General features: G+C 31.6%; 18 protein-coding genes. 11 read left to right on the top strand and 7 right to left on the bottom strand.

Translation table 11 applies throughout. The features are described from left to right. Positions 1 to 72: 72 nt before the first annotated feature. The 4 genes from I6U48_RS03625 to I6U48_RS03610 all read right to left on the bottom strand — a co-directional run bounded on the left by I6U48_RS03625 (position 73) and on the right by I6U48_RS03610 (position 4,590). Positions 73 to 669: a protein kinase gene (locus I6U48_RS03625; protein ID WP_218319040.1), complete on the bottom strand. Its 597-nt coding sequence runs from the start codon at positions 667 to 669 to the stop codon at positions 73 to 75. 111 nt (positions 670 to 780) lie between these two features. After that, positions 781 to 2,619 (bottom strand): extracellular solute-binding protein, encoded by a 1,839-nt coding sequence (locus I6U48_RS03620; protein ID WP_376774523.1) that lies wholly within the window; start codon positions 2,617 to 2,619, stop codon positions 781 to 783. Between the two features lie 2 nt (positions 2,620 to 2,621). Further along, positions 2,622 to 3,491 carry an ABC transporter permease gene (locus I6U48_RS03615; RefSeq protein ID WP_218319039.1) on the bottom strand — a complete coding sequence of 290 codons (870 nt, stop codon included), beginning with the start codon at positions 3,489 to 3,491 and terminating at the stop codon, positions 2,622 to 2,624. A gap of 13 nt (positions 3,492 to 3,504) precedes the next feature. Continuing rightward, entirely contained in the window at positions 3,505 to 4,590 is a 1,086-nt protein-coding gene (locus tag I6U48_RS03610) for an ABC transporter ATP-binding protein (protein ID WP_218319038.1), read from the bottom strand. Positions 4,591 to 5,108: 518 nt separating this feature from the next. Here I6U48_RS03610 and I6U48_RS03605 point away from each other — a divergent pair. From I6U48_RS03605 to I6U48_RS03570, 8 genes are all read left to right on the top strand, one after another. Further along, complete coding sequence (locus I6U48_RS03605; protein WP_218319037.1) at positions 5,109 to 6,737, top strand: ABC transporter substrate-binding protein; 1,629 nt, start codon at positions 5,109 to 5,111, stop codon at positions 6,735 to 6,737. A 19-nt stretch (positions 6,738 to 6,756) separates the two neighbouring features. Beyond that, positions 6,757 to 7,356 carry a DUF6305 family protein gene (locus I6U48_RS03600; protein WP_218319036.1) on the top strand — a complete coding sequence of 200 codons (600 nt, stop codon included), beginning with the start codon at positions 6,757 to 6,759 and terminating at the stop codon, positions 7,354 to 7,356. Between the two features lie 48 nt (positions 7,357 to 7,404). Then, positions 7,405 to 8,757 (top strand): HAMP domain-containing sensor histidine kinase, encoded by a 1,353-nt coding sequence (locus I6U48_RS03595; protein WP_218319035.1) that lies wholly within the window; start codon positions 7,405 to 7,407, stop codon positions 8,755 to 8,757. A 133-nt stretch (positions 8,758 to 8,890) separates the two neighbouring features. Further along, on the top strand, positions 8,891 to 9,541 hold the full coding sequence (locus tag I6U48_RS03590) for a response regulator (RefSeq protein WP_246615187.1): 651 nt from the start codon (positions 8,891 to 8,893) through the stop codon (positions 9,539 to 9,541). Positions 9,542 to 9,937: 396 nt separating this feature from the next. Beyond that, positions 9,938 to 11,161, top strand: a complete 1,224-nt coding sequence (locus I6U48_RS03585) for a DUF3798 domain-containing protein (protein WP_376774522.1) — start codon at positions 9,938 to 9,940, stop codon at positions 11,159 to 11,161. Positions 11,162 to 11,250: 89 nt separating this feature from the next. After that, entirely contained in the window at positions 11,251 to 12,873 is a 1,623-nt protein-coding gene (locus I6U48_RS03580) for a sugar ABC transporter ATP-binding protein (protein WP_218319034.1), read from the top strand. Further along, positions 12,870 to 13,904, top strand: coding sequence for an ABC transporter permease subunit (locus I6U48_RS03575; RefSeq protein WP_376774521.1), 1,035 nt, complete (start codon positions 12,870 to 12,872; stop codon positions 13,902 to 13,904). The genes I6U48_RS03580 and I6U48_RS03575 overlap by 4 nt, the downstream gene beginning before the upstream one ends. Before the next feature lie 4 nt (positions 13,905 to 13,908). Beyond that, the gene (locus I6U48_RS03570; RefSeq protein ID WP_218319033.1) at positions 13,909 to 15,012 is read left to right on the top strand and encodes an ABC transporter permease subunit; all 1,104 of its coding nucleotides are present in this window, start codon (positions 13,909 to 13,911) and stop codon (positions 15,010 to 15,012) included. Positions 15,013 to 15,411: 399 nt separating this feature from the next. On the opposite strand, the gene I6U48_RS03565 is transcribed toward I6U48_RS03570, so the two are convergent. Next, complete coding sequence (locus I6U48_RS03565) at positions 15,412 to 16,776, bottom strand: MATE family efflux transporter (RefSeq protein WP_218319032.1); 1,365 nt, start codon at positions 16,774 to 16,776, stop codon at positions 15,412 to 15,414. A gap of 350 nt (positions 16,777 to 17,126) precedes the next feature. Between I6U48_RS03565 and I6U48_RS03560 the strand changes: the two genes are divergently transcribed. Both I6U48_RS03560 and I6U48_RS03555 read left to right on the top strand, forming a co-directional pair. Then, positions 17,127 to 17,975: an undecaprenyl-diphosphate phosphatase gene (locus tag I6U48_RS03560; protein ID WP_218319031.1), complete on the top strand. Its 849-nt coding sequence runs from the start codon at positions 17,127 to 17,129 to the stop codon at positions 17,973 to 17,975. Between the two features lie 91 nt (positions 17,976 to 18,066). Then, the gene (locus I6U48_RS03555) at positions 18,067 to 18,564 is read left to right on the top strand and encodes an HD domain-containing protein (protein WP_218319030.1); all 498 of its coding nucleotides are present in this window, start codon (positions 18,067 to 18,069) and stop codon (positions 18,562 to 18,564) included. A 66-nt stretch (positions 18,565 to 18,630) separates the two neighbouring features. Here I6U48_RS03555 and I6U48_RS03550 read toward each other — a convergent pair whose 3' ends face one another. Then, positions 18,631 to 18,828 carry an alpha/beta-type small acid-soluble spore protein gene (locus I6U48_RS03550; RefSeq protein WP_218319029.1) on the bottom strand — a complete coding sequence of 66 codons (198 nt, stop codon included), beginning with the start codon at positions 18,826 to 18,828 and terminating at the stop codon, positions 18,631 to 18,633. Between the two features lie 257 nt (positions 18,829 to 19,085). Then, complete coding sequence (locus I6U48_RS03545) at positions 19,086 to 19,556, bottom strand: hypothetical protein (protein WP_218319028.1); 471 nt, start codon at positions 19,554 to 19,556, stop codon at positions 19,086 to 19,088. Between the two features lie 357 nt (positions 19,557 to 19,913). On the opposite strand from I6U48_RS03545, the gene I6U48_RS03540 reads away from it, so the two are divergent. Continuing rightward, the gene (locus I6U48_RS03540) at positions 19,914 to 20,456 is read left to right on the top strand and encodes a carbonic anhydrase (RefSeq protein WP_218319027.1); all 543 of its coding nucleotides are present in this window, start codon (positions 19,914 to 19,916) and stop codon (positions 20,454 to 20,456) included. Positions 20,457 to 20,501: the final 45 nt, after the last annotated feature.

Raw genomic sequence — 20,501 nt, 5'->3', positions numbered from 1 at the left:
AAAAGCTGGTCCATTGCTACATTGGTTTACATGAGAGCATATTTACAATATATAGGCGGCAAAAATAAGAGATTACTTACGGGCATATTCTAGCTGTCTTTCTACTAAATATATATTTATTTTTTCATTCCATTTTTTATATAGATTAGGTCTCTCAGCTTTAACAATAGACATGAAAAAATTAAGTACACCAAGTTTATCTAAACCTTTAGACAAATGCCTAGGAAAATCTCTTTTTTGGGAATAGAATTTTTTAGGATCTATTACCATTAGAGAACCATTTGGCTGGACCATAATATCTTTGCATCTTATATCTTCTTTTGAAAATTTAAGTCTTTTAAACTCTTCAAGCAAATTAAGTATTTTTATTGATAATTCTCTGTCTAGGCCGTTTATTTTTATATAATTAGTTAGTGTTACTCCATCAACATAGTCTCTTATCATATAGTTTCCGAGCATACAGTAAACTCGAGGAAAATATTTGTTTTTATTTATTTTCTTAAGTATTAAGTATTCTTTTTCGCAGCTTTCGGGGTCAAAGCAAATTTTAATTACTTTCCCATCAGGAAGCAGATAAACTATACCATTATGGCCTTTACCAAGAAATTTGCAGTTTAACAAATTAATATCAAAATTCTTAATATAATTTTCATATATTTCTTTATCCATCTTAACTCCTTTCATAAAATATTTTAACTATATTAAGACAAATATAGTTCATATTATTATATAATATGAACTATACTGGTATATTGATACTTAAATTTATGAACGATTATATTATTGTTTAACCTCTGACCATATTTTATCAAGCTGAGTTACTGAATTTCCTATATCTTTCAAGTATTCACCTTTCTTCATATCGGCATCTTTTGGATATACGGCCTCATCGTCTAGTATATCTTTATCAATATATTGATGTGCGGCCATGTTAGGATTTCCATAAGGAAAGTAATGTGAAATTTCAGCGCTTATTTCTGGTTCCATTATAAAATTCATAAAAAGTTCTGCAGCCTTTATATTTTTGGCTCCTTTAGGTATTACGAAGTTATCTTGCTGTAGGAATAATCCTTCCTCTGGGATTACATATTTAACATTTTTGTTTTCGCGTTTTGCGAGACTTCCTTCTGCACCCCAGGCAAAAATAGCTTTTGATTCTCCGTTTATAAGAGTTGTCTTAGGACTGTCGCTGTCATAGGACTTTACATTTGCTTGGAGTTTTTTTAACTCTTCTTTTGCCCTGGCAAGAGCTTCAGGGCTAGTCTCATTGATTGAATATCCAAGTTTTTTAAGAGTGATACCAATTATAACTCTCTCATCATCAAGTAAAGTCAAGGAACCTTTAAGTTCAGGTTTCCAAAGATCCTTATATCCTTTAATAGTACCTTCTGGAATTTTTGAGCTATCATAGGCTATAATTCCTGCAAGGTACATATATGGAACACTGTATTTATTGCCTTTGTCGAAGGATAAATTTAAGAACTGTGGTCCAATATTGCTTAAATTCGGAATATTACTCCTATCTATTTCTTGAATCAGGGATTGTTTTTTTAATATCTCAACCATAAAGTCACTAGCAACAGCTACATCATAGTTTCCGCCACCGGCCATTAATTTTGCTAGCATTTCTTCATTAGAGGAGAAAGTGCTGTAGTTTACTTTAATATTATAGGTTTGTTCAAATTTATCAATTACCGATTGAGGTAAATATTCTGACCAGTTAAATACATTTAAAACCTGCTGAGGTTCGCTGTTATTTTTAGCAAAAGCAAATAATCCGCCGCCAATACTTCCAACTACAACAAAAATTGAAGTAAGTATTGCAGTTACTTTTTTCATGCTGATATGTGCATTTCTAATAATAAGTGCAAGTACAATTATTGCCATTGTGAACAGAATTATTAATGTTGAAAGCGCATTGATTTCTGGGGTCACTCCGAATTTTACCATTGAAAAAATTTTTAATGGTAAAGTTACACTGCCAGGCCCCGCAACAAAAAAGCTTATAATTACATCATCTAAGGATAATGTAAAGGCTAAAAGACCTCCAGCAATAACACCAGGCATTATAATCGGCAGAGTTACATATAGGAAGGTCTGAAGGGGAGAAGCTCCAAGATCCATAGCTGCTTCTTCTACAGACTTATCAAAGCCATCAAGTCTTGTTTTCACTACTGCAACAACGTAAGCTATACAAAAGGTTACATGTGCAATAATTAAAGTTATCTTTCCAAGCGGGATTTTTACAATTGCAAAAAAGGCAAGGAGAGATATCCCCATAACTATTTCAGGAATAACAAGTGGTATATATAATATAGAATCAACGATTCCTTTTCCTTTAAATTTATATCTGTACATTCCAACAGCACACAAGGTTCCGATGATAACGGACAAAATTGTACTTATCACAGCCACAATAAAGGAGTTTTTAACGGCTTCAAGTATTCCTACATTATGAAGCAAGCTTCCGTACCACTTAAAAGTAAATCCTGTCCATACTATATTTAGCTTAGAGGTATTAAATGAAAATCCAATAAGTATCATAATAGGTATATATAAGAACATGAATACTAAAAGCATATAAAAGAACTTTAAAAATGTCATTTTACTTTTTTTCACTGCTATAATACCTCCTTTTTATCTTTCTTGCCGCCAAATTTTGAGTTGTAAGAAATAACTGCGACCATGACAATTATTAATATAACTGATATAGCAGACCCAAAAGGCCAATCCCTTGCTGTAAGAAATTGATTTTTGATAAGGTTACTCATAAGAACTACCTTACTTCCACCCATAAGGTCAGTTATAAAAAAGAGACCAAGGGTTGGAACAAAAACCAAAAGAGATCCAGATAAGATACCTCCTTTTGTAAGAGGAAGGGTTATCTTTAAAAATTTTCTTACTGGTCCTGCGCCAAGATCAGAGGCAGCATCTAATATTCTTTTATCAAGTTTTTCTATAGAGGTATATAAAGGCAATACCATAAATGGGAACATCATATAAAGCATACCAATCATAACTGCCGTATTGTTATACATTAAGTGAAGTGGTGTTTTTATTAGTCCAAAATGTAAAAGCAATGTGTTTATAATACCTTCAGATCTTAACAATACTATCATTGCATAGGTTCTAACTAAAGAGTTAGTCCAAAATGGAAGTATTATAAGCAGAAGAAATAATGGTTTTAATTTTTTATTTGAGTTTGCAATAATAAATGCAAAAGGATATCCAAATAATAAGCATAACAAAGTAGTATAAACTGCAATAAGAATTGAGTTTATAAATATATCAATATAAAGAGGGTTTAAAAGTTTTGCATAGTTAGAAAATGTGAATTTATAAACGATATCTCCAACATTACCTCTTGTACAAAAACTTACCACTACTATTAGAAAAAGGGGCAGCACAAAAAATACAAACATCCAAAGTACCGCAGGAACAATAGTAGTTAAATATCTTAAAATGGGGTTTTTTGACACTTTATTTTCCATGTACCTATCCCCCTTATGCCTTAATAACTATAGTGTGATCAGGTTTCCAGGTTACAAAACAATTCTTATTTTTATCTAAAAATTCGAAGTTTTGTCCTATTGGTTCATTTACTACAATTTCTTTACCATTTTTAAGAAGCATTACTATTTTTATATTTGAACCTATATATATTTTCTCTTTAAATTTGCATTGGAGCCATACATCTCCATCTTCAGGGTTTTCTTTTATTTTAATTCTTTCAGGTCTTACAGAAACAGTGAATTTATCACCTAAATCATAGTTCAGATTAGGTATTCTAATTATATCATCTTCCTGTTCAAGTTGAAGTAAAACTTCAGTTTCTTTTAATTTGAAGACTTGTCCCTCAAGTATATTTGTCTCTCCTAAAAAGGAAGCTACAAATTTAGTTTTCGGTTTTTCATAAAGGTCTTCAGGTGTACCAACCTGCTCTATAATTCCATTATTCATAACAACTATTCTATCAGACATTGTAAGTGCCTCTTCTTGGTCGTGTGTTACAAATATAAAGGTTATGCCGAGCATTTTTTGAAGATGCTTAAGTTCTAATTGCATCTGTTTGCGAAGTTTTAAATCAAGAGCACCTAAGGGCTCATCTAAAAGGAGAACTTTTGGGCTATTTACTACAGCTCTTGCAATAGCTACACGCTGCATTTGACCACCACTTAACTGTGAGGGCATCCTATTTTCATAGCCATCAAGTTGGACCATTCTTAACATTTCATATACCTTATCTTTAATTTCATTTTTAGGTGTCTTTTTCATATTAAGTCCAAAGGCTATATTGTCAAAAATATTCATATGTGGAAATAAAGCGTAATTTTGAAACACAGTATTTACACATCTTTGATAAGGCGGTTTAGTAGTAACATTTTCTTCATCAATAATGATACTACCATTAGTGGGTATTTCAAAACCTGCAATCATTCTTAAGGTAGTCGTTTTTCCACAACCACTTGGTCCAAGCAGAGTTAAAAATTCGCCTTTCTTGATATCGAGGTTTAAATTTTTTATTATTGCTTCCTCTTTATCAAAACTCTTACAAACATTTAACAATTGAACAAAAACATTCTTTGTCACACCGTAACAACTCCTTTTTACTATATATTTATTAAAAAAATAAAAAACTTCCACTAGCCATAATGAAAAACTAGTAAAGAAGTTTAGTTATAATATTGTAATTATACACATCACAGAATAATTATAACTGAAAAGTATAATAGCATAATAACTTGCAAATATCAACAATATTTTCATATATTTTGTCATAAATTTTCCTGTGTTAATTATATGTTAATTAATACAAGATTTTTTAAATGAGATTTATTAAATATTCTATGATTGTGTACAATACATTGTATTCTTTTTTTGAAGTATAGTTACATAAAAGTATTACTATTATTTTAATATAATTGTTGTTGAATATAAGATTATAGCAAAATAAAACTGAAGAAGTAACAATATTTAATTATATGAAAGTTTAGAGTTTAAATATTGCAAAAAAATTGATTTTTTTAATAATATAAATTACAATATTAGTTAATACACCGTATCTTTTATACTGTTGATACATAAAATCAACAATTGGAGGGAAAAAAGTGAAAAAGCAATATAAAATAATCACAATGCTTTTTATAGTTATATGTTCCTTCATTACTGTACTAAATTATAGCAGTAAAATTAAAACTAAGAATGGCAGTGTTTTCGGTTCGTTTCATCGATCTGATACAGTTAAAAGACTTGTTGTAGGTCGCTCCAGTGATGCTATAACATTAGATCCTTCTAATATGACAGATATAGATTCTATTAAAGTAACGGCTAATATATTTGAAACACTAGTTAAATATGAAAGGGAAGGAAAAGAGATAAAGCCCGGTCTTGCAGTTGATTGGAAATGCAGTGAAGATGGATTGACATGGGTATTTAAATTGCGCCAAGGAGTTAAATTTCATGATGAAACAGATTTTAATGCGCAGTCAGTAGTATTTAATTTTCAAAGGTGGATGGATATAAATAATCCTTATCATAAAGGACAGTTTAGCTACTGGAATTATGTATTTGGTGGTTTTCCGGGTTTTGTTAAGAGTGTTGTTGCATTATCTGATTATACTGTTGAAATAAAGCTTTCCAAGCCGTATGCTCCATTTTTAAGCACACTTACAATGCCTATATTTAGTATCGAGAGTCCTGAGGCAATAAAAAAATATGGAACTGAAGTGTACAAGCATCCTGTTGGAACAGGACCATTTTGTTTTAAAAGTTGGAATCCTAATGATAATATTCTTCTAGTGCGTAATAATGGATATTGGTATACTAATGCAAAAGTCGATGAAGTAGAATTTAAAGTTATTCCCTTAGGAAAAGACAGGTTAGATCAATTAAAGAAAGGAACAATACACATTGCTGATAACTTAAGCCCAGATGATACACTCACAGCGGAAAGAGATGGTAAACTGCAGCTATTTTTAAGACCATGCTTTAACGTAGGATATATGGCTATGAATAACGAGAAAACTCCTTTTAATAATAGACAAGTTAGAACCGCGATAAGTTATGCTATAAATAAAGATGAATTGATAAAAGAAGCCTTTGACAATATTGCAAAACCGGCGAAAACTTTTATTCCACCTATGTTTCCAGGGTATAATGAAAGTATAGAGCCAATTGAGTATAATATTGAAAAATCTATAGAACTTTTAAAAGAGGCTGGATACCCACAAGGGTTTAAAACTACATTGGAAGTTATGGAATGCTCTAGAAATTATTTTCCAAGACCTTTACAAGTAGCACAATACATTAAAGAAAGTCTAAAAAAAGTGAATATCGAAGTCAATATTAAAACATACAGCTGGGACGAATACTTAAAGCGTATAAGGAATGGAGAACATGAACTTGCCCTAATTGGTTGGACTGGAGACAATATTGATCCAGATAATTTTCTTAACACTTTGTTATCATCTGACAATGCAAAGTTAGGGATAGCTAGTAATTATTCTTTTTATAAAAATAAAGAAATAGATACTTTACTCACCCAAGCTAGAGAAACCAATGATATGGTATTTAGAAAAAATCTTTATAAAAAACTTTTGGGGATTGTTAACTATGATATGCCGGCAATTCCGCTAGCTCATACAATGCCAGTAGTAGCCACAAGCTTATACGTTGAAGGCTATTCACCCTATATTACAGGAGTAGAATCTCTAGAAAGTGTCGATATTAAACAGTGATATGCAGAGGAAGGAAAATATGAAACTAAAATCTTTTATATTGACTATAATAGTTATTTTCATGATATTTGTAACAATAAATAGTAAAATCTTTGAGAAAAGAAAGGAAATCAATGTTCTTTTACTTCCTAGCTTGCCTAATCCTATAGCAAAGGAATATGTACTAATAACCTCAGCAGGACAAAGCACAGAAGCTTACATTATAAATGATGTTGCAAATAAATTAATGATCCACAATTATTTTATGCCTCAAGCGAAAATGTCAGATTTAAAAGGAATAAATACCATTGTAGTAGTTGTTGGAACAAGTCCTCTTGGTGAAAAACTTAATAGGATAAATGTTGAAGATGAAAAAAAGCGGGTTGGAGAACTCCTTAAAGAAGCGAAAAAAGAAAAGCTAGTTGTAATAACAGTATATATGGGTGGAAAAGAACGGCGTGATAAGAGCACTGATGAATTGCTAAGTATTATCTGCCCTCAAACAAATTACCTAATAGGAACAAAAGAAGCTAATTACGATAATTTTTTATCAGAAGCTGCCAGAAGCAGTAAAATACCGTTAACTCTTATAAACACAGTAAGTGATATAATAGAGCCCTTTTCGTCTGCGTTTAGGTAAAACTCATATTTAGTTTATGCGACTCTACTATTTTTAGAGAGGTTTTCTATGATAGAATGTAATATTAAAAAGTACAAGATTTTTATTTTAGCTAGCATTTTGTTAGTAATTGGTTTATCGAATTCGTTTATTACTCAAGGAGCCTGGTTTGAAATCATATTTAAGATTAGAAAGGCTATAGAGGTTGGAGATAGTGGAATTTTGATACTTGCAGCAGCGTCTATGAGCTTTTTGTATGCAATGCAGAGCACTTTTTTATTTTTAGGATCAATACTTATTGTGTATTATGGAAAATGTGGGATGTTTTTTAATAAGTTAGAGGCATTTAGTATTTCTTTTGTTATTGTGATTTTTCTTCATATGATAAGTTGGCTGATATTTGATATACCTTGGGAACCTGTTACAACAATATTCTCATTAATTATCGCTTTAATTGCTTTTCAAAAGTTGTTTTTTGAAAGAAATGGATTTCTTCATATTTCTATTGTATCCATTCAAGTATTTTTTGCATTTCAATGGTTAAACATAATGCCTATGTTTTCACCATATTATATTGGCAAAAGTGATATTCCATGCAGCATTAAAATAGCAGGAATGTATCTGAAGGCTGAATCAGTTTTAAATTTCACAGGTTTTGCTTTTTTTATACCCTTCATATTTTCAGCTTTTGTTACTGCAGCTTTATTTATTAGTCACATAGTAAATATAAAAATAATTAGGGAGAATTATAAAAAGGAAAATGAAATACAGAGCATGAAGGCAAAAGTATTAGAAAATAGGATACTTAAGGAAGTTAAATCTTTAGTGCATGACTTGAAAACACCACTTGTTACAATACAGGGATTGAATTCTTTAATAGCTGTAACACAAAATGAAAAAAAGCTTCAAGAATATAGTGAACGCATAGAGGGAGCTGCAAGCAAAATGAGTGAGATGATTTCAAGTTTTCTGTATGATACCTCTAAACAGAAACTGCATACATCTGAGTTAATAAGTTATATAAGAGCACAGCTGCCTTTGGAGGATGATTCAATTAAGATTGACATAAAAATTGCAGATGTACTTCCTTATATATGTGTTAATAAGATTAGAGTAGCACGAGCAGTTATAAATATATTAGAAAATGCTATTGTAGCTCCTTATAAATGTACATATAAACATATAGACTTTGAGGTGAGGTCTGATGACAGAGGGATTTATATAATTGTTAAAGACAACGGAATAGGAATTAAAGAATCAGAACTTAAAAAGATATTTGAAATAGGATATTCTACAAACAAGACATCGGGATTAGGACTTCCTTTCGCAAAACAGGTAATAGAAGATAATGAAGGTACAATAGAAATAATAAGTGAGGTTGACAAAGGAACAGTTGTAATTGTATTTCTTCCAGAAATTTAAAATATATCTTAGTATAAATGTATGTTAAAAAATTTATTAGATAAAAGTATATTTATAGTTATAGAAAGTATTTGATTAAAGCAGAAATGTAATATTAATAACTTATAAGTATGGAAACTAAGAGGAGGTTAACATGAACAAGATTATGAGCAGTAAAAAAATTGTTATTATTGATGATGAGCCAGATATTCAATATACTATTAAAGAAATCTGCCTACATGGAGGATGGGAGCCTATTATAGCTCAAAATGCTAGACTCGGATATGAGTTATGTAAAAAACATGGAGCTAATTTGGCAATAGTTGACTATCATATGCCAGATTGGGACGGATTAACTACAGTGAAGAAAATTCGAGAAATTGATAGTGTTATATCAATATTGGTACTTACTGTTGATGAAAGACAGGAAATTGCAGAAAAGTTTATAGCGGTTGGTACTACTGATTTTGCAATAAAACCTATTAGATATCCAGATCTTATTTCTAGGATAAAAGTAAATTTGAGGATTAATGAGATGCAGCAAAAATATATAGAAGATAAGCAGCAGGTTTTTATTGAGAAAGGTATTGGACCTGCCACCTTGAGCATTATATGTGATTATTTAAAGGAACAAAAGGAAGGACTTACAATAGATGAAATATCAAAAGCTTTAAATCTTGCATATCAAACTGTACATAGATATATACAGTATTTAACGGAACAGAAGTATATAGAAATTGTTCCTATTTATGGACAGATGGGGAGACCTAAAAATAAATATATGTTGTCTTCAAAAGTTGTATAGAGGTGTACGATTGAAAGTAGACTTACATTCTCTATAAACTATTTTAATTAAAATACAAAAATCTCCTATTTTTAATATGAATGAAATAGTTAAAATTTCTTTCATAATCAAAATAGGAGATTTTTTACTGCGTTAAAATGTTATTGCTATACAGAAAAAAGTTCAGAGAAAAATGTTATAAAAATAGGAATATGGAAATATTGGAGGAATACTTAAAGTATAACCCAATGTAAATAGATTAATACAAAAAAGATATCTATATATAAACGAGTCAGACGCTTAATATATCTTGGAGAATAAGTTAAGTATCGGTAGTAGGTATCTGGATGCGATTAGTAATTGAAAAGCTGGGCTTTTCAAACTAATATAAAAAGATATTATTAGGAGGGGACTAATTTGAAAAAAGTACTAGCATTAATTATCACAGCAACAATGGCATTAGGTTTAGTTGGATGCGGAGGCTCAAGCAGCACAAGCAGCAATGACTCAGGTGCTAAAAAATCCAAAGCTCACATTGGTATAGTAACAGGTACCGTATCCCAATCAGAAGATGAACTGCGTGGAGCGGAAGCATTTATCAAAGAATATGGGGATGTAGAAAAGGGTGGAATAGTAAAACATGTTACTTATCCTGATAACTTTATGCAGGAACAGGAAACTACTATAGCTCAGATTGCCGGACTTGCTGACGATCCAGATATGAAAGCTATCGTTGTTAACCAATCAGTTCCTGGTACAGTTGCAGCTTTTAAAAAGATAAGAGAAAAAAGACCAGATATACTTTTATTTGCTGGGGAACCACAGGAAGATACTAACATGGTAGAAGCGGCTTCGGATTTAGTAGTAAATGTAGACAATATAAACCGTGGCTACTTAATGATCCTTGCAGCAAAGAAAATGGGAGCAAAGACATTTGTTCACATTTCCTTCCCAAGACATATGAGTATTGAGCTTTTATCTGCGAGAAAAACTATAATGGAACAAGCTTGTAAGGATTTGGGATTGACTTTTGCTTTTGAAACAGCCCCAGATCCAATGAGTGACGTTGGAATTCCAGGTGCACAACAATTCATACTTGAAAAAATGCCAGCATGGGTACAAAAGTATGGAAAAGATACTGCTTTCTTCTGTACAAACGATGCGCAGACAGAACCTCTTTTAAAGAAAGTAGCTGAACTTGGTGCAATATTTGTAGAGCCAGATCTTCCATCTCCAATAATGGGATATCCAGGAGCATTCGGAATTGATCTTAAGGCTGAAGCTGGGAATTGGCCTGAAATACTTAAAAAAGTTGAAAAGACTGTAATTGAAAAAGGCGGCAGCGGAAGAATGGGAACATGGGCTTATTCATATAACTATGCTTCAACAGAGGCTCTTGCTGAATATGCAAAGAGAATAATTGAAGGCAAAGCACAGAAGGATTCTTTTAAAGATTTAATGGCTTGCTATGAAAAATCTACTCCAGGAGCAGCATGGAACGGTTCATACTATATTGATAGAGCAACTGGAACAGAAAAGAAAAACCACGTTATGTTATATCAAGATACTTATGTTTTTGGAAAGGGTTATTTAGGTCAGACAAAGGAAGTAGTACCTGATAAATATAAGAAAATGAAATAATTACTAGAATATAAGGAACGGCTGGTAAAAGGCCGTTTCCTTAATAATTATAATTAATACATTGCTTTGCATGATAAGAGGTGAAATAATTGTCAAATAATAATTTATTGTTAAAGGTTGAAAATGTCGGCAAACAATTTGATGGTAATAGGGTATTAAAAGATATTAATTTTTCACTGGAGAAGGGGAAAATATTAGCTCTAGTAGGAGAAAATGGGGCAGGAAAATCAACACTTATGAAAATACTTTTTGGAATGACTGTTATTGCAGAAACAGGAGGCTATGAAGGCCAATTTTATTTAGATGGCGAAAAAACAAGCTTTAAAAGTCCTATGGATGCTTTAAAAGCAGGAATTGGAATGGTACACCAGGAGTTTTCTCTTATACCTGGGTTTACAACCACAGAAAATATACTGCTTAATATGGAAAAGACTAAATCTAACGTAATATCAAAGATATTTGGTAAAAATTTAGAGACTATTGATATGAATGAGATGAAAAAGAGTGCAAAAAAGGCAATAGAAACCTTAGGGGTACATCTTGATCCTGATACCCTTGTTTCAGAAATGCCTGTTGGACATAAGCAGTTTATTGAAATTGCACGGGAGATTGATAGAGAAAAAGTTAAATTACTTATATTAGATGAGCCAACAGCTGTTTTAACTGAATCAGAGGCAGAAATACTTTTGAAATCCATGAGAAAACTTGCGGATATGGGTGTTTCTATTATCTTTATTTCACATAGATTACATGAAATTACAGCAGCCTGTGATACATTAGTAGTACTAAGAGATGGCGTGGTTGTAGTTGAAAAACCAGTCGAAGGTGTAAGTATAAGACAGATTGCTGAATGGATGGTAGGAAGAGAGGTTGACAATAAAAAAGCGGCATCTGTAAAAAATGTAGATACCACTGATAGCAATAAGGATGTTATCCTGGAAGTAAAAAATCTTTGGGTGGATATGCCAGGAGAAACAGTAAAAGATGTATGCTTTAGCGTTAAAAGAGGTGAAATTTTTGGAATAGGTGGATTGGCTGGACAAGGTAAGCTTGGCATACCAAATGGTATATTAGGTTTGTTTCCAGGAGAAGGAGAAGTTGTCTTTAATGGTAAGCCATTGCCGCTAAACTCAACCTTTAATGCACTAAAAAGTGGTTTAGCCTTTGTATCAGAGGATCGTAGAGGTATAGGCCTTTTATTAGATGAGCCTATTGATTGGAATATTGCTTTTGATGCAATGCAGGTTCAAGAAAAGTTTCTTAAAAAGTTATTAGGTGGTTTAATAAAATGGCGTGATGATAAAGCCATGAAAGAATGTGCGCAAGAATACATTAAGTCTTTAGAAATAAAATGTACAAGTGAAAAGCAGTTTACTAGACAGCTTTCTGGGGGTAACCAACAGAAGGTATGTATTGCTAAGGCTTTTGCACTTGAGCCAACTCTTTTGTTTGTATCTGAGCCTACTAGAGGTATAGATGTAGGTGCAAAGAAACTTGTGCTTGATGCACTAAGAAGATACAATGAGGAAAATAATACTACAATTGTAATGGTCTCATCAGAGCTTGAAGAACTAAGGTCTATATGCAATAGAATTGCTATTGTAAGTGAAGGTAAGGTATCAGGAATTTTATCGCCGGATGCTGAAGCTGCAGAGTTCGGATTGCTTATGTCAGGTCAATATGATTTGAGCGAAGAAGGTGTTAAGCTATGATGCAGATTAAAGGTTTTATAAAGAATTTTGGATGGCCTCGTATTATTATAGGATTGTTTTTGGTAGCATTATTTATTACAGGACCGTTTTTTGGTGTTAAAACAGATATGTCACTTAATGATGTTATAGTTCGTTTCGGAATGAATGCCGTTCTTGTTTTGGCTATGGTACCTATGATACAGTCCGGATGTGGCTTGAATTTTGGTATTCCAGTAGGATTGGTTGCAGGACTTTTAGGTGCAGTTATAAGCTTGGAATTTAAGCTTGTAGGGATAATTGGAATAACAGTAGCTTTTGTAATTGCTATGATCATAGCAGTAGTTTTTGGATATGTATATGCCATACTGTTAAATAAGGTCAAGGGAGATGAAATGATTATCGCTACTTATGTAGGATATTCCTTTGTATTCTTCATGAATATGATGTGGATTATACTTCCTTTTAAAAATCCAGCAAGTGTGCAGGGTTTTAAAGGAGAAGGACTTCGTGTAACTATAAGTATTCAAGAGTATTGGTTTCATCAGATTAGTAATTTTTTAAGCATAAAAGTAACAAAGAATTTTGTAATTCCAACTGGAATGATATTGTTTTTCATTTTTATGAGTTTGTTAGTATGGGGATTCTTTAGAACTAAAATTGGTACTGCAATAACTGCAGTTGGGTCTAACCCAGAATTTGCAAGGGCTGCAGGTATCAATGTAGATAACATGAGAACTGTATCCGTCGTTTTTTCAACTGTGCTTGCAGCTATAGGAATGATTGTTTATGCACAGAGTTTTGGCTTTGTACAACTGTATGGTGCCCCACAGGCATTTGCATTCCCAACAGTTGCAGCTATACTTCTTGGCGGAGCTTCTGTAAATAAAGCCTCTATTGTCAATGTTGTTATAGGAACTATATTATTCCAAGGAATACTTACAATGACACCTTCGGTAATTAATAGCGCAATTAGCATAGATGTTTCCGAAGTTATAAGGATTATTGTATCAAACGGAATGATAGTATATGCTCTTACCAGGAAAGCGAGGTAGAAATATGAAACTTAGTAATCAAGATATGAAAAAACTTTTAACTAGCAGCGCTGTTCCAATTATGTTTTTACTAATCAGTATAATAGCAATACCTATTTCAAAATTTAGTGGAATATATCTTGTTAGGGAGATTGTTACTCGTCTTTCAAGAGACTCATTTTTAGTATTAGCACTTTTATTACCTGTAATGGCAGGTATGGGAATCAACTTTGGAATGATTTTAGGTGCAATGGCGGGACAGATAGGATTAATATTTATAACAGACTGGGGTATTAAAGGGGCTCCAGGCCTTATGTTAGCTATGGTAATAGGCACTCCTATTGCAATAGTTCTAGGATATTTCTGTGGTGCTGTTTTAAATAGAGCAAAGGGACGTGAAATGATTACTTCCATGATGCTGGGTTTTTTTATATCAGGAATATATCAATTTTTTCTATTATATATATGCGGATCTATAATACCTATAAAAAGTCATACGCTGGTTCTTTCAAGAGGTTATGGTATCAGAAATGCTATAAATTTGGATACGTCCAGTGGATTTGATAAGTTGCTTCTGGTTAATATAGGAGGAGTAGCTGTACCAATGGGAACATTCTTATTTATTGGTATAATATGTGTGTTTACCGTATGGTTTAGAAAGACTAAACTTGGACAGAATATGAGAGCTGTAGGACAAGATATGATAGTATCAGGAACAGCAGGTATAAAGGTAGAAAAAACTCGTATACAATCAATCATAATTTCTACAGTACTTGCTTGTTATGGCCAAATTATATATTTGCAGAACATAGGAACCTTAAATACCTATAATGGAACAGATCAAGCAGCACTGTTTGCCGCTGCTTCATTACTTGTAGGTGGTGCTACCGTAAGCAAGGCGACTATACCAAATGCACTTATTGGTACTGCTTTATTTCATTTAATGTTTGTGATTATGCCAATGGCAGGTAAAAACATAACAGGACAGGCTATGATAGGTGAATATTTTAGAATGTTCGTATCTTATGGAGTTGTTACTTTAGCATTGGTACTTCATGCATGGAAGAAGCAGAAGGATAAGGAGATGGATAGAGCTTACCTTAGAGCTGGAAGAGGGGCTGCAAGGTAGAGTTTTATAGAGATGAACAGCCGAAAGTTGACTTGTTCTGCGGGCTATCTTACCAGACTTCAGCACTATAAAAGCTTTTAATCAATCTAAAGCTCAGTATTTAAGCAGATATCCAAAATCTTTGATTTTGTGATAGTCGCTTACTCATCTGACATAAGGAAGCGGAGTTTCATTAAAATCTAAGAACCTTTGATAAACTCGTACCTCAAACATATCAAAGTCTCTAAGATTTTCTAAAATACTTCGCTAAGATTGATAAAAAAGTTTTTATATGTGCCTTCAGTTCTGGTAACATATCCCTCCGAACAAGTCAATTTTCTGGTTTCATTCTCTGTATAGATGAACTCAATCATTGTCCTATGTCAATTGTCCTCTGTCCTCTAAAAATGTTTAACATTTTTATGATTTAACAGTTAAATTATTAATCCACTTTTTAGAAAAAATTCTTGGTATACAAAACATAAGTTTTACTACTTCTTCTACATAAACTAAAACATAAACTAAATGAATTGGCAATTTTAAAATTAGCCCACCTAAAAATACGAGAGGTACGCCTATTAGCCAAACACCGCCAGTGTCTAAGATTAAGCAAAATTTTGTATCTCCGCCACTTCTAAAAATCCCAATTATACTTACATAATTAACAACTTTTGTAACTAAAAATATAGAAAATACCATTAACACATTATGAGCATAATTATATACTGTTGGTGAAACCTTATATACTGACAATGTCCATCCAGAGGTGAAAAATATTATCATACCAGCCAAAGTTGAAAGAGCAGGGCATAATATTATAAATCGTTTAGCAAGTAAAAAGGCTTCATTTTCATCACCTTCACCTATCTTATTTCCGATCATAACAGCACAAGCACTGCCGAGTCCCATAAATATTACCCAAGTAAGTCTTTCAATAGTAGCAGATATATTAGTAGCAGCTATTACCTCAGTGCCCATTCTTGCATAAACAACGGCATACATACTAACTCCTAGTGACCACATAGATTCATTTAAAATCACAGGAGCAGTTACTTTAAAGAAATTCTTTATGAAATCGAGAGATAAATCTAAAAGTTCTCTAAATTTAGCAGCTATGATAAGTTTTTTTGAGTATACAACAGTAAGCATTAGAACTAGTTCAACAATTCTAGCTATAAGTGTAGCTATAGCAGAACCATTGGTTCCAAGTTTAGGCATACCAAGATAACCATAAACAAGTAAATAATTAAGTATTGTATTTACTGCCAGTGCTATAGTACTTATAATCATGGGGAGTTTAACTTGACCTATACTTCTTAAGGTAAAGGAATAGGAAAAAGTCACCGCAGTAATAACATAGCTAAAAACTATTATTCTCAAATATTCACTACCCATAGCTATAACAAGCTTGTCTGTAGAAAAAATACTTAAGATTTGAGTATTAAAGAAAAAACCTACAATTGAGAATATAAGTGCAGCAATTCCACTAGTTATAATAGAGAGACCTAATACTCTTTTAATGTTAGGGATATCATTATCACCATAAAATTGAGCAGTAAATATAGAACTGCCACTAACAATGCCAAATAGAACTAAATTTAATAAAAAGAAATATTGATTAGCAATACCAACACTAGCTATGGCATATTCACCAAGACCGCCAATTATAACTGTATCCACGAGATTAAGGGAAGAAAGTATTAAATTTTGAAGTACAATTGGTAATGCAAGTTTAAATAAAGTTTTCAAAAACTTTCTATCATCAAATAAGGATATTAAATTCATTAGTACCTCCATTATGCGAAATACTTACCACCTTATAGGTGGAAATTACTTTTGTAGTTTATCATATCTGTTACTTAGCGGCAAGTGATATTTATCTCTGTAGAGTCCTGTTTAGAAATGAAGTTTTAAAGACCAGCGACTTAAGTGTCTGGTGTGTTTATCTATAAGTGCAGCAGTCACAGTATTTTTGTGAACGAACCATTATATATATTAGTATCTTACTATATTGTAAGTTATAAGTTCTGTTTGTAAGATAAATGACATAGAGTAAAATATATAAATATGTATAATAAAATATAGAGAATAAAAAAGCATAAATATTTAAAACAATAAATTGAAAGGGTGATTCAATGGAACTAATTTCTTTAATGATAAAGTCTATAATATTAGGAGTTGTAGAAGGAATAACAGAATTTCTACCAGTATCTTCAACTGGACATTTAGTTATTTTTGAGAATTTGATAGGATTTAAAGGAACAAATACAAACTATGTTGAGATGTACACTTATGTGATACAGCTTGGAGCAATACTTGCAGTGGTTATACTTTATTTTAAAAGAATAAAAGAAACCATTGTGAATTTTTTTCCACAAAAAGTTGGATATGAAAGGTCAGGATTTAAATTTTGGTTTACGATATTTATAGCTTGCATACCTGGGGGGATATTTGGAATACTGTTAGATGATTTGGCAGATAAATATCTATTTAATCCAGTTTCGGTAGCTGCAACCTTGTTTTTAGGTGCTATATGGATGATATATGCTGAAAATAGATTTAGAAAAAATAACATAAAGACAAAGAATCAAGATGTTACAATAAAGCAGGCAATAATAATTGGCGTATTTCAGTGTTTAGCTATAATCCCAGGAATGTCACGTTCAGCTTCAACAATTATAGGCGGTTGGGTATCAGGGCTTTCTACTGTTGCAGCTGCTGAGTTCTCCTTCTTTCTTGCAATTCCAGTTATGGTAGGTATGAGTTTCTTGAAAATAATGAAGATTGGTGGTATAGTTGTCCTAACATCTTCAGAAATAATTTCTCTTGCTATTGGCTTTTTAGTTTCATTTATAGTAGCTGTAGTAGTAATAAATAAGTTTATATCTTACTTAAAGAGAAAACCTATGAGAATATTTGCAATATATAGAATGATATTTGCAGTTATAGTTTTATTAGCTGGAGTTAAAGGTATATTTCACTAATTAATAAGAATATTTGAAATATCCAAATAAACTAGGTGATCATTAGATTTTTTACAGGAGATGAAAGTATATTAAGGGAGGAAAAAAGTATATGGCAGATTTTATAAGTAGTGTTGTAAGTAATATGATATCGTATTTCGATGGTGATGTAAAAAGAATAAACCATGCAATGAAGGTTCATGGATTTGCTAAAAGTATAGGAGAACTTGAAGGGATCTCAGTAGAAAAGCTTAAAATTCTTGAAGTAGCAGCTATTCTTCATGATATTGGAATTAAAGAAAGTGAAAGAAAATATTCTTCTTCTGCAGCTAAATATCAGGAATTAGAGGGACCTCCTGTAGCATACAATATTCTAAAAGAATTTAATTTAAGCAAAGAATTAATGGACAGAGTCAGTTATTTGATAGGCAACCATCATACATATAGTAAAATAGATGACGTCGATTTTCAAATTCTTGTGGAAGCAGATTTTATTGTTAATATTTTTGAAGATTCCATAGAAAAGAAACAAATACAGATAATTAAGCAGAAGTATTTTAAAACTAATATTGGTACATCCTTTATTGAAAGTATGTATATTAACTCATGATAGATTAAAAATAGAAGAGCCAAGTAGTATAAATATCTACTTGACTCTTTTGTTTTTAATTATTTACTATTTAAGACCTTGCTCATAAGATTCAACCATTTTCTTAACCATGTTTCCACCTACTGATCCTGCTTCTCTTGAAGTAAGATCTCCATTATAACCTTCTTTTAAGTTTACCCCTACTTCTCTAGCTGATTCCATTTTGAATTGATCTAAACCTTTCTTAGCTTGTGGAACTAATGCTCTGTTACTTCTATTTGACATAATAAATTTCCTCCTTTTAATTTAAATTCATAATATGTTATTTATGTAATTACAGTTTGTACAGATTAGAGATATTTAAACTATGAAACTAGAAGAAAAATCACCACTATGTTCCATATTTGGAGCATTTATTACGAAAAGACCTATATTCAATTAATATATAGGCTAGAATAATATAACCGTTCTAATACTCATAGCATGAAAAATATATGAGTATTAGAACGGTTACCTGCAGGATAAATTCTATAGAATTATCTTTAATAAATTATATTTATGGTATAGCCAGGTATATTTAAATAAGGTATATTCATAGTTAACAACTTAGCATTTTTTATGTTATGAGCACATATATATGTGCCTGAACATTTACCAAAAGGTACAGTTTGTTTACAGATTTCAGAGTCCCTAATTAATGCTAAACTTAGTTCACCTTTTTCAAGATCAAAGTTATAGTCTAAAATAGTTATTTTATTATCTGAATAATGAAGGTATTCTAAATTGGCATCTTCACGTATTTCTAATAACACATTTTTAACTAATTGTATTACCTCTGAAATGTGTGATATTCGTCTTTCTCCATATGTATTTAATTCTCTTTTCAGAAGCTCATTAAATTCTAAATAGTCCCCAGCAGTTCTAAGTACAATTCGTCTTGCTCTAGCTCTTTCATATGACAATGAGTTCTTTGCGTAAACAGTAACATTGCCTGTATCATTGCTATTCTCCATGTAAACAACTCCTTACATGATCTACTTTAATTATGTTAATTATTTATTTAAATTATTACATATAGGAATTATAGCACAAAAATTAAATATTAGTATTTAATAAATAAAAAAAGAATGGATTTCTTTAGAAAATATAAGTTTTTATATAAAGTTTTAGAAGTTCACAATTTAGTAAGAGCTAATAAATATCTTATATAGTAGTATAATTTGAATTTATATGTTAAAATTGAGTACATAATTTTAAATTTTCTATATTATAAGGAGGAAAATGACCGAGGTTAGATAATATATGAAAGGTATACCAAAGCTTTTGGATCAAGAATATTATAGTATCTATACATTCGGCATAGATAGTGTATGAGTAAATTAGTTAAAGTGTCAAAAGAAAACGAAATTTTTTCACAGTATAAAGATACTCCAATTGAGAGCCTTTTTCAATACCATAATTTAGGAAAACCTTTCAAGAAATATGATAAGGCAGAGCTTTTAATTGGAATGTGCATGGACAACCGCAAACAGCTTAATATTCCTAATAATTTTTCATATATTATTCGTTCAGGTGGAGGCAATCTGCGTTATAGTGAATTTAAGGTGTCATATGCTGTTGCTATTGGAGGAGTTAAAACTTTAGCCTTGATAGGACACAATAACTGTGGAATGGTAAATCTTATGTCAAAAAAAGAAAGGTTCATCAAGGGATTAGTTGAAAATGCCGGTTGGGACGAAAAAAAGGCAGAGGAACATTTTACAAGTTTTGCTCCAATGTTTGAAATTGAAAATGAAATGGATTTTTTGTTGAGTGAAGTAAAAAGATTGAGATTAAAATATCCTAAAATATTAATAGCACCGCTATTTTATAATATAGAAGATAACCTTCTATATTTGGTAGAAGAAGATTAACATATAGGGTTACACGGCCGAAAATTAACTTACACTCCGGCATAT

The sequence above is a fragment of the Clostridium thailandense genome (genome assembly GCF_019207025.1).
Lineage (GTDB): Bacteria > Bacillota > Clostridia > Clostridiales > Clostridiaceae > Clostridium_AM > Clostridium_AM thailandense.
Note: the sequence above shows the minus strand (reverse complement) of the source record. Positions and strands in the feature narration are given on the sequence as shown.

Bases quoted from the DNA above. Each gene is read 5' to 3' on its own strand.
- I6U48_RS03595 (WP_218319035.1), top strand. From the start codon at position 7,405: ATGATAGAATGTAATATTAAAAAGTACAAGATTTTTATTTTAGCTAGC.
- I6U48_RS03575 (WP_376774521.1), top strand. From the start codon at position 12,870: ATGATGCAGATTAAAGGTTTTATAAAGAATTTTGGATGGCCTCGTATT.
- I6U48_RS03540 (WP_218319027.1), top strand. From the start codon at position 19,914: ATGAGTAAATTAGTTAAAGTGTCAAAAGAAAACGAAATTTTTTCACAG.
- I6U48_RS03600 (WP_218319036.1), top strand. From the start codon at position 6,757: ATGAAACTAAAATCTTTTATATTGACTATAATAGTTATTTTCATGATA.
- I6U48_RS03565 (WP_218319032.1), bottom strand. From the start codon at position 16,776: ATGAATTTAATATCCTTATTTGATGATAGAAAGTTTTTGAAAACTTTA.
- I6U48_RS03545 (WP_218319028.1), bottom strand. From the start codon at position 19,556: ATGGAGAATAGCAATGATACAGGCAATGTTACTGTTTACGCAAAGAAC.
- I6U48_RS03615 (WP_218319039.1), bottom strand. From the start codon at position 3,491: ATGGAAAATAAAGTGTCAAAAAACCCCATTTTAAGATATTTAACTACT.
- I6U48_RS03590 (WP_246615187.1), top strand. From the start codon at position 8,891: ATGAACAAGATTATGAGCAGTAAAAAAATTGTTATTATTGATGATGAG.
- I6U48_RS03560 (WP_218319031.1), top strand. From the start codon at position 17,127: ATGGAACTAATTTCTTTAATGATAAAGTCTATAATATTAGGAGTTGTA.
- I6U48_RS03550 (WP_218319029.1), bottom strand. From the start codon at position 18,828: ATGTCAAATAGAAGTAACAGAGCATTAGTTCCACAAGCTAAGAAAGGT.
- I6U48_RS03555 (WP_218319030.1), top strand. From the start codon at position 18,067: ATGGCAGATTTTATAAGTAGTGTTGTAAGTAATATGATATCGTATTTC.
- I6U48_RS03570 (WP_218319033.1), top strand. From the start codon at position 13,909: ATGAAACTTAGTAATCAAGATATGAAAAAACTTTTAACTAGCAGCGCT.
- I6U48_RS03625 (WP_218319040.1), bottom strand. From the start codon at position 669: ATGGATAAAGAAATATATGAAAATTATATTAAGAATTTTGATATTAAT.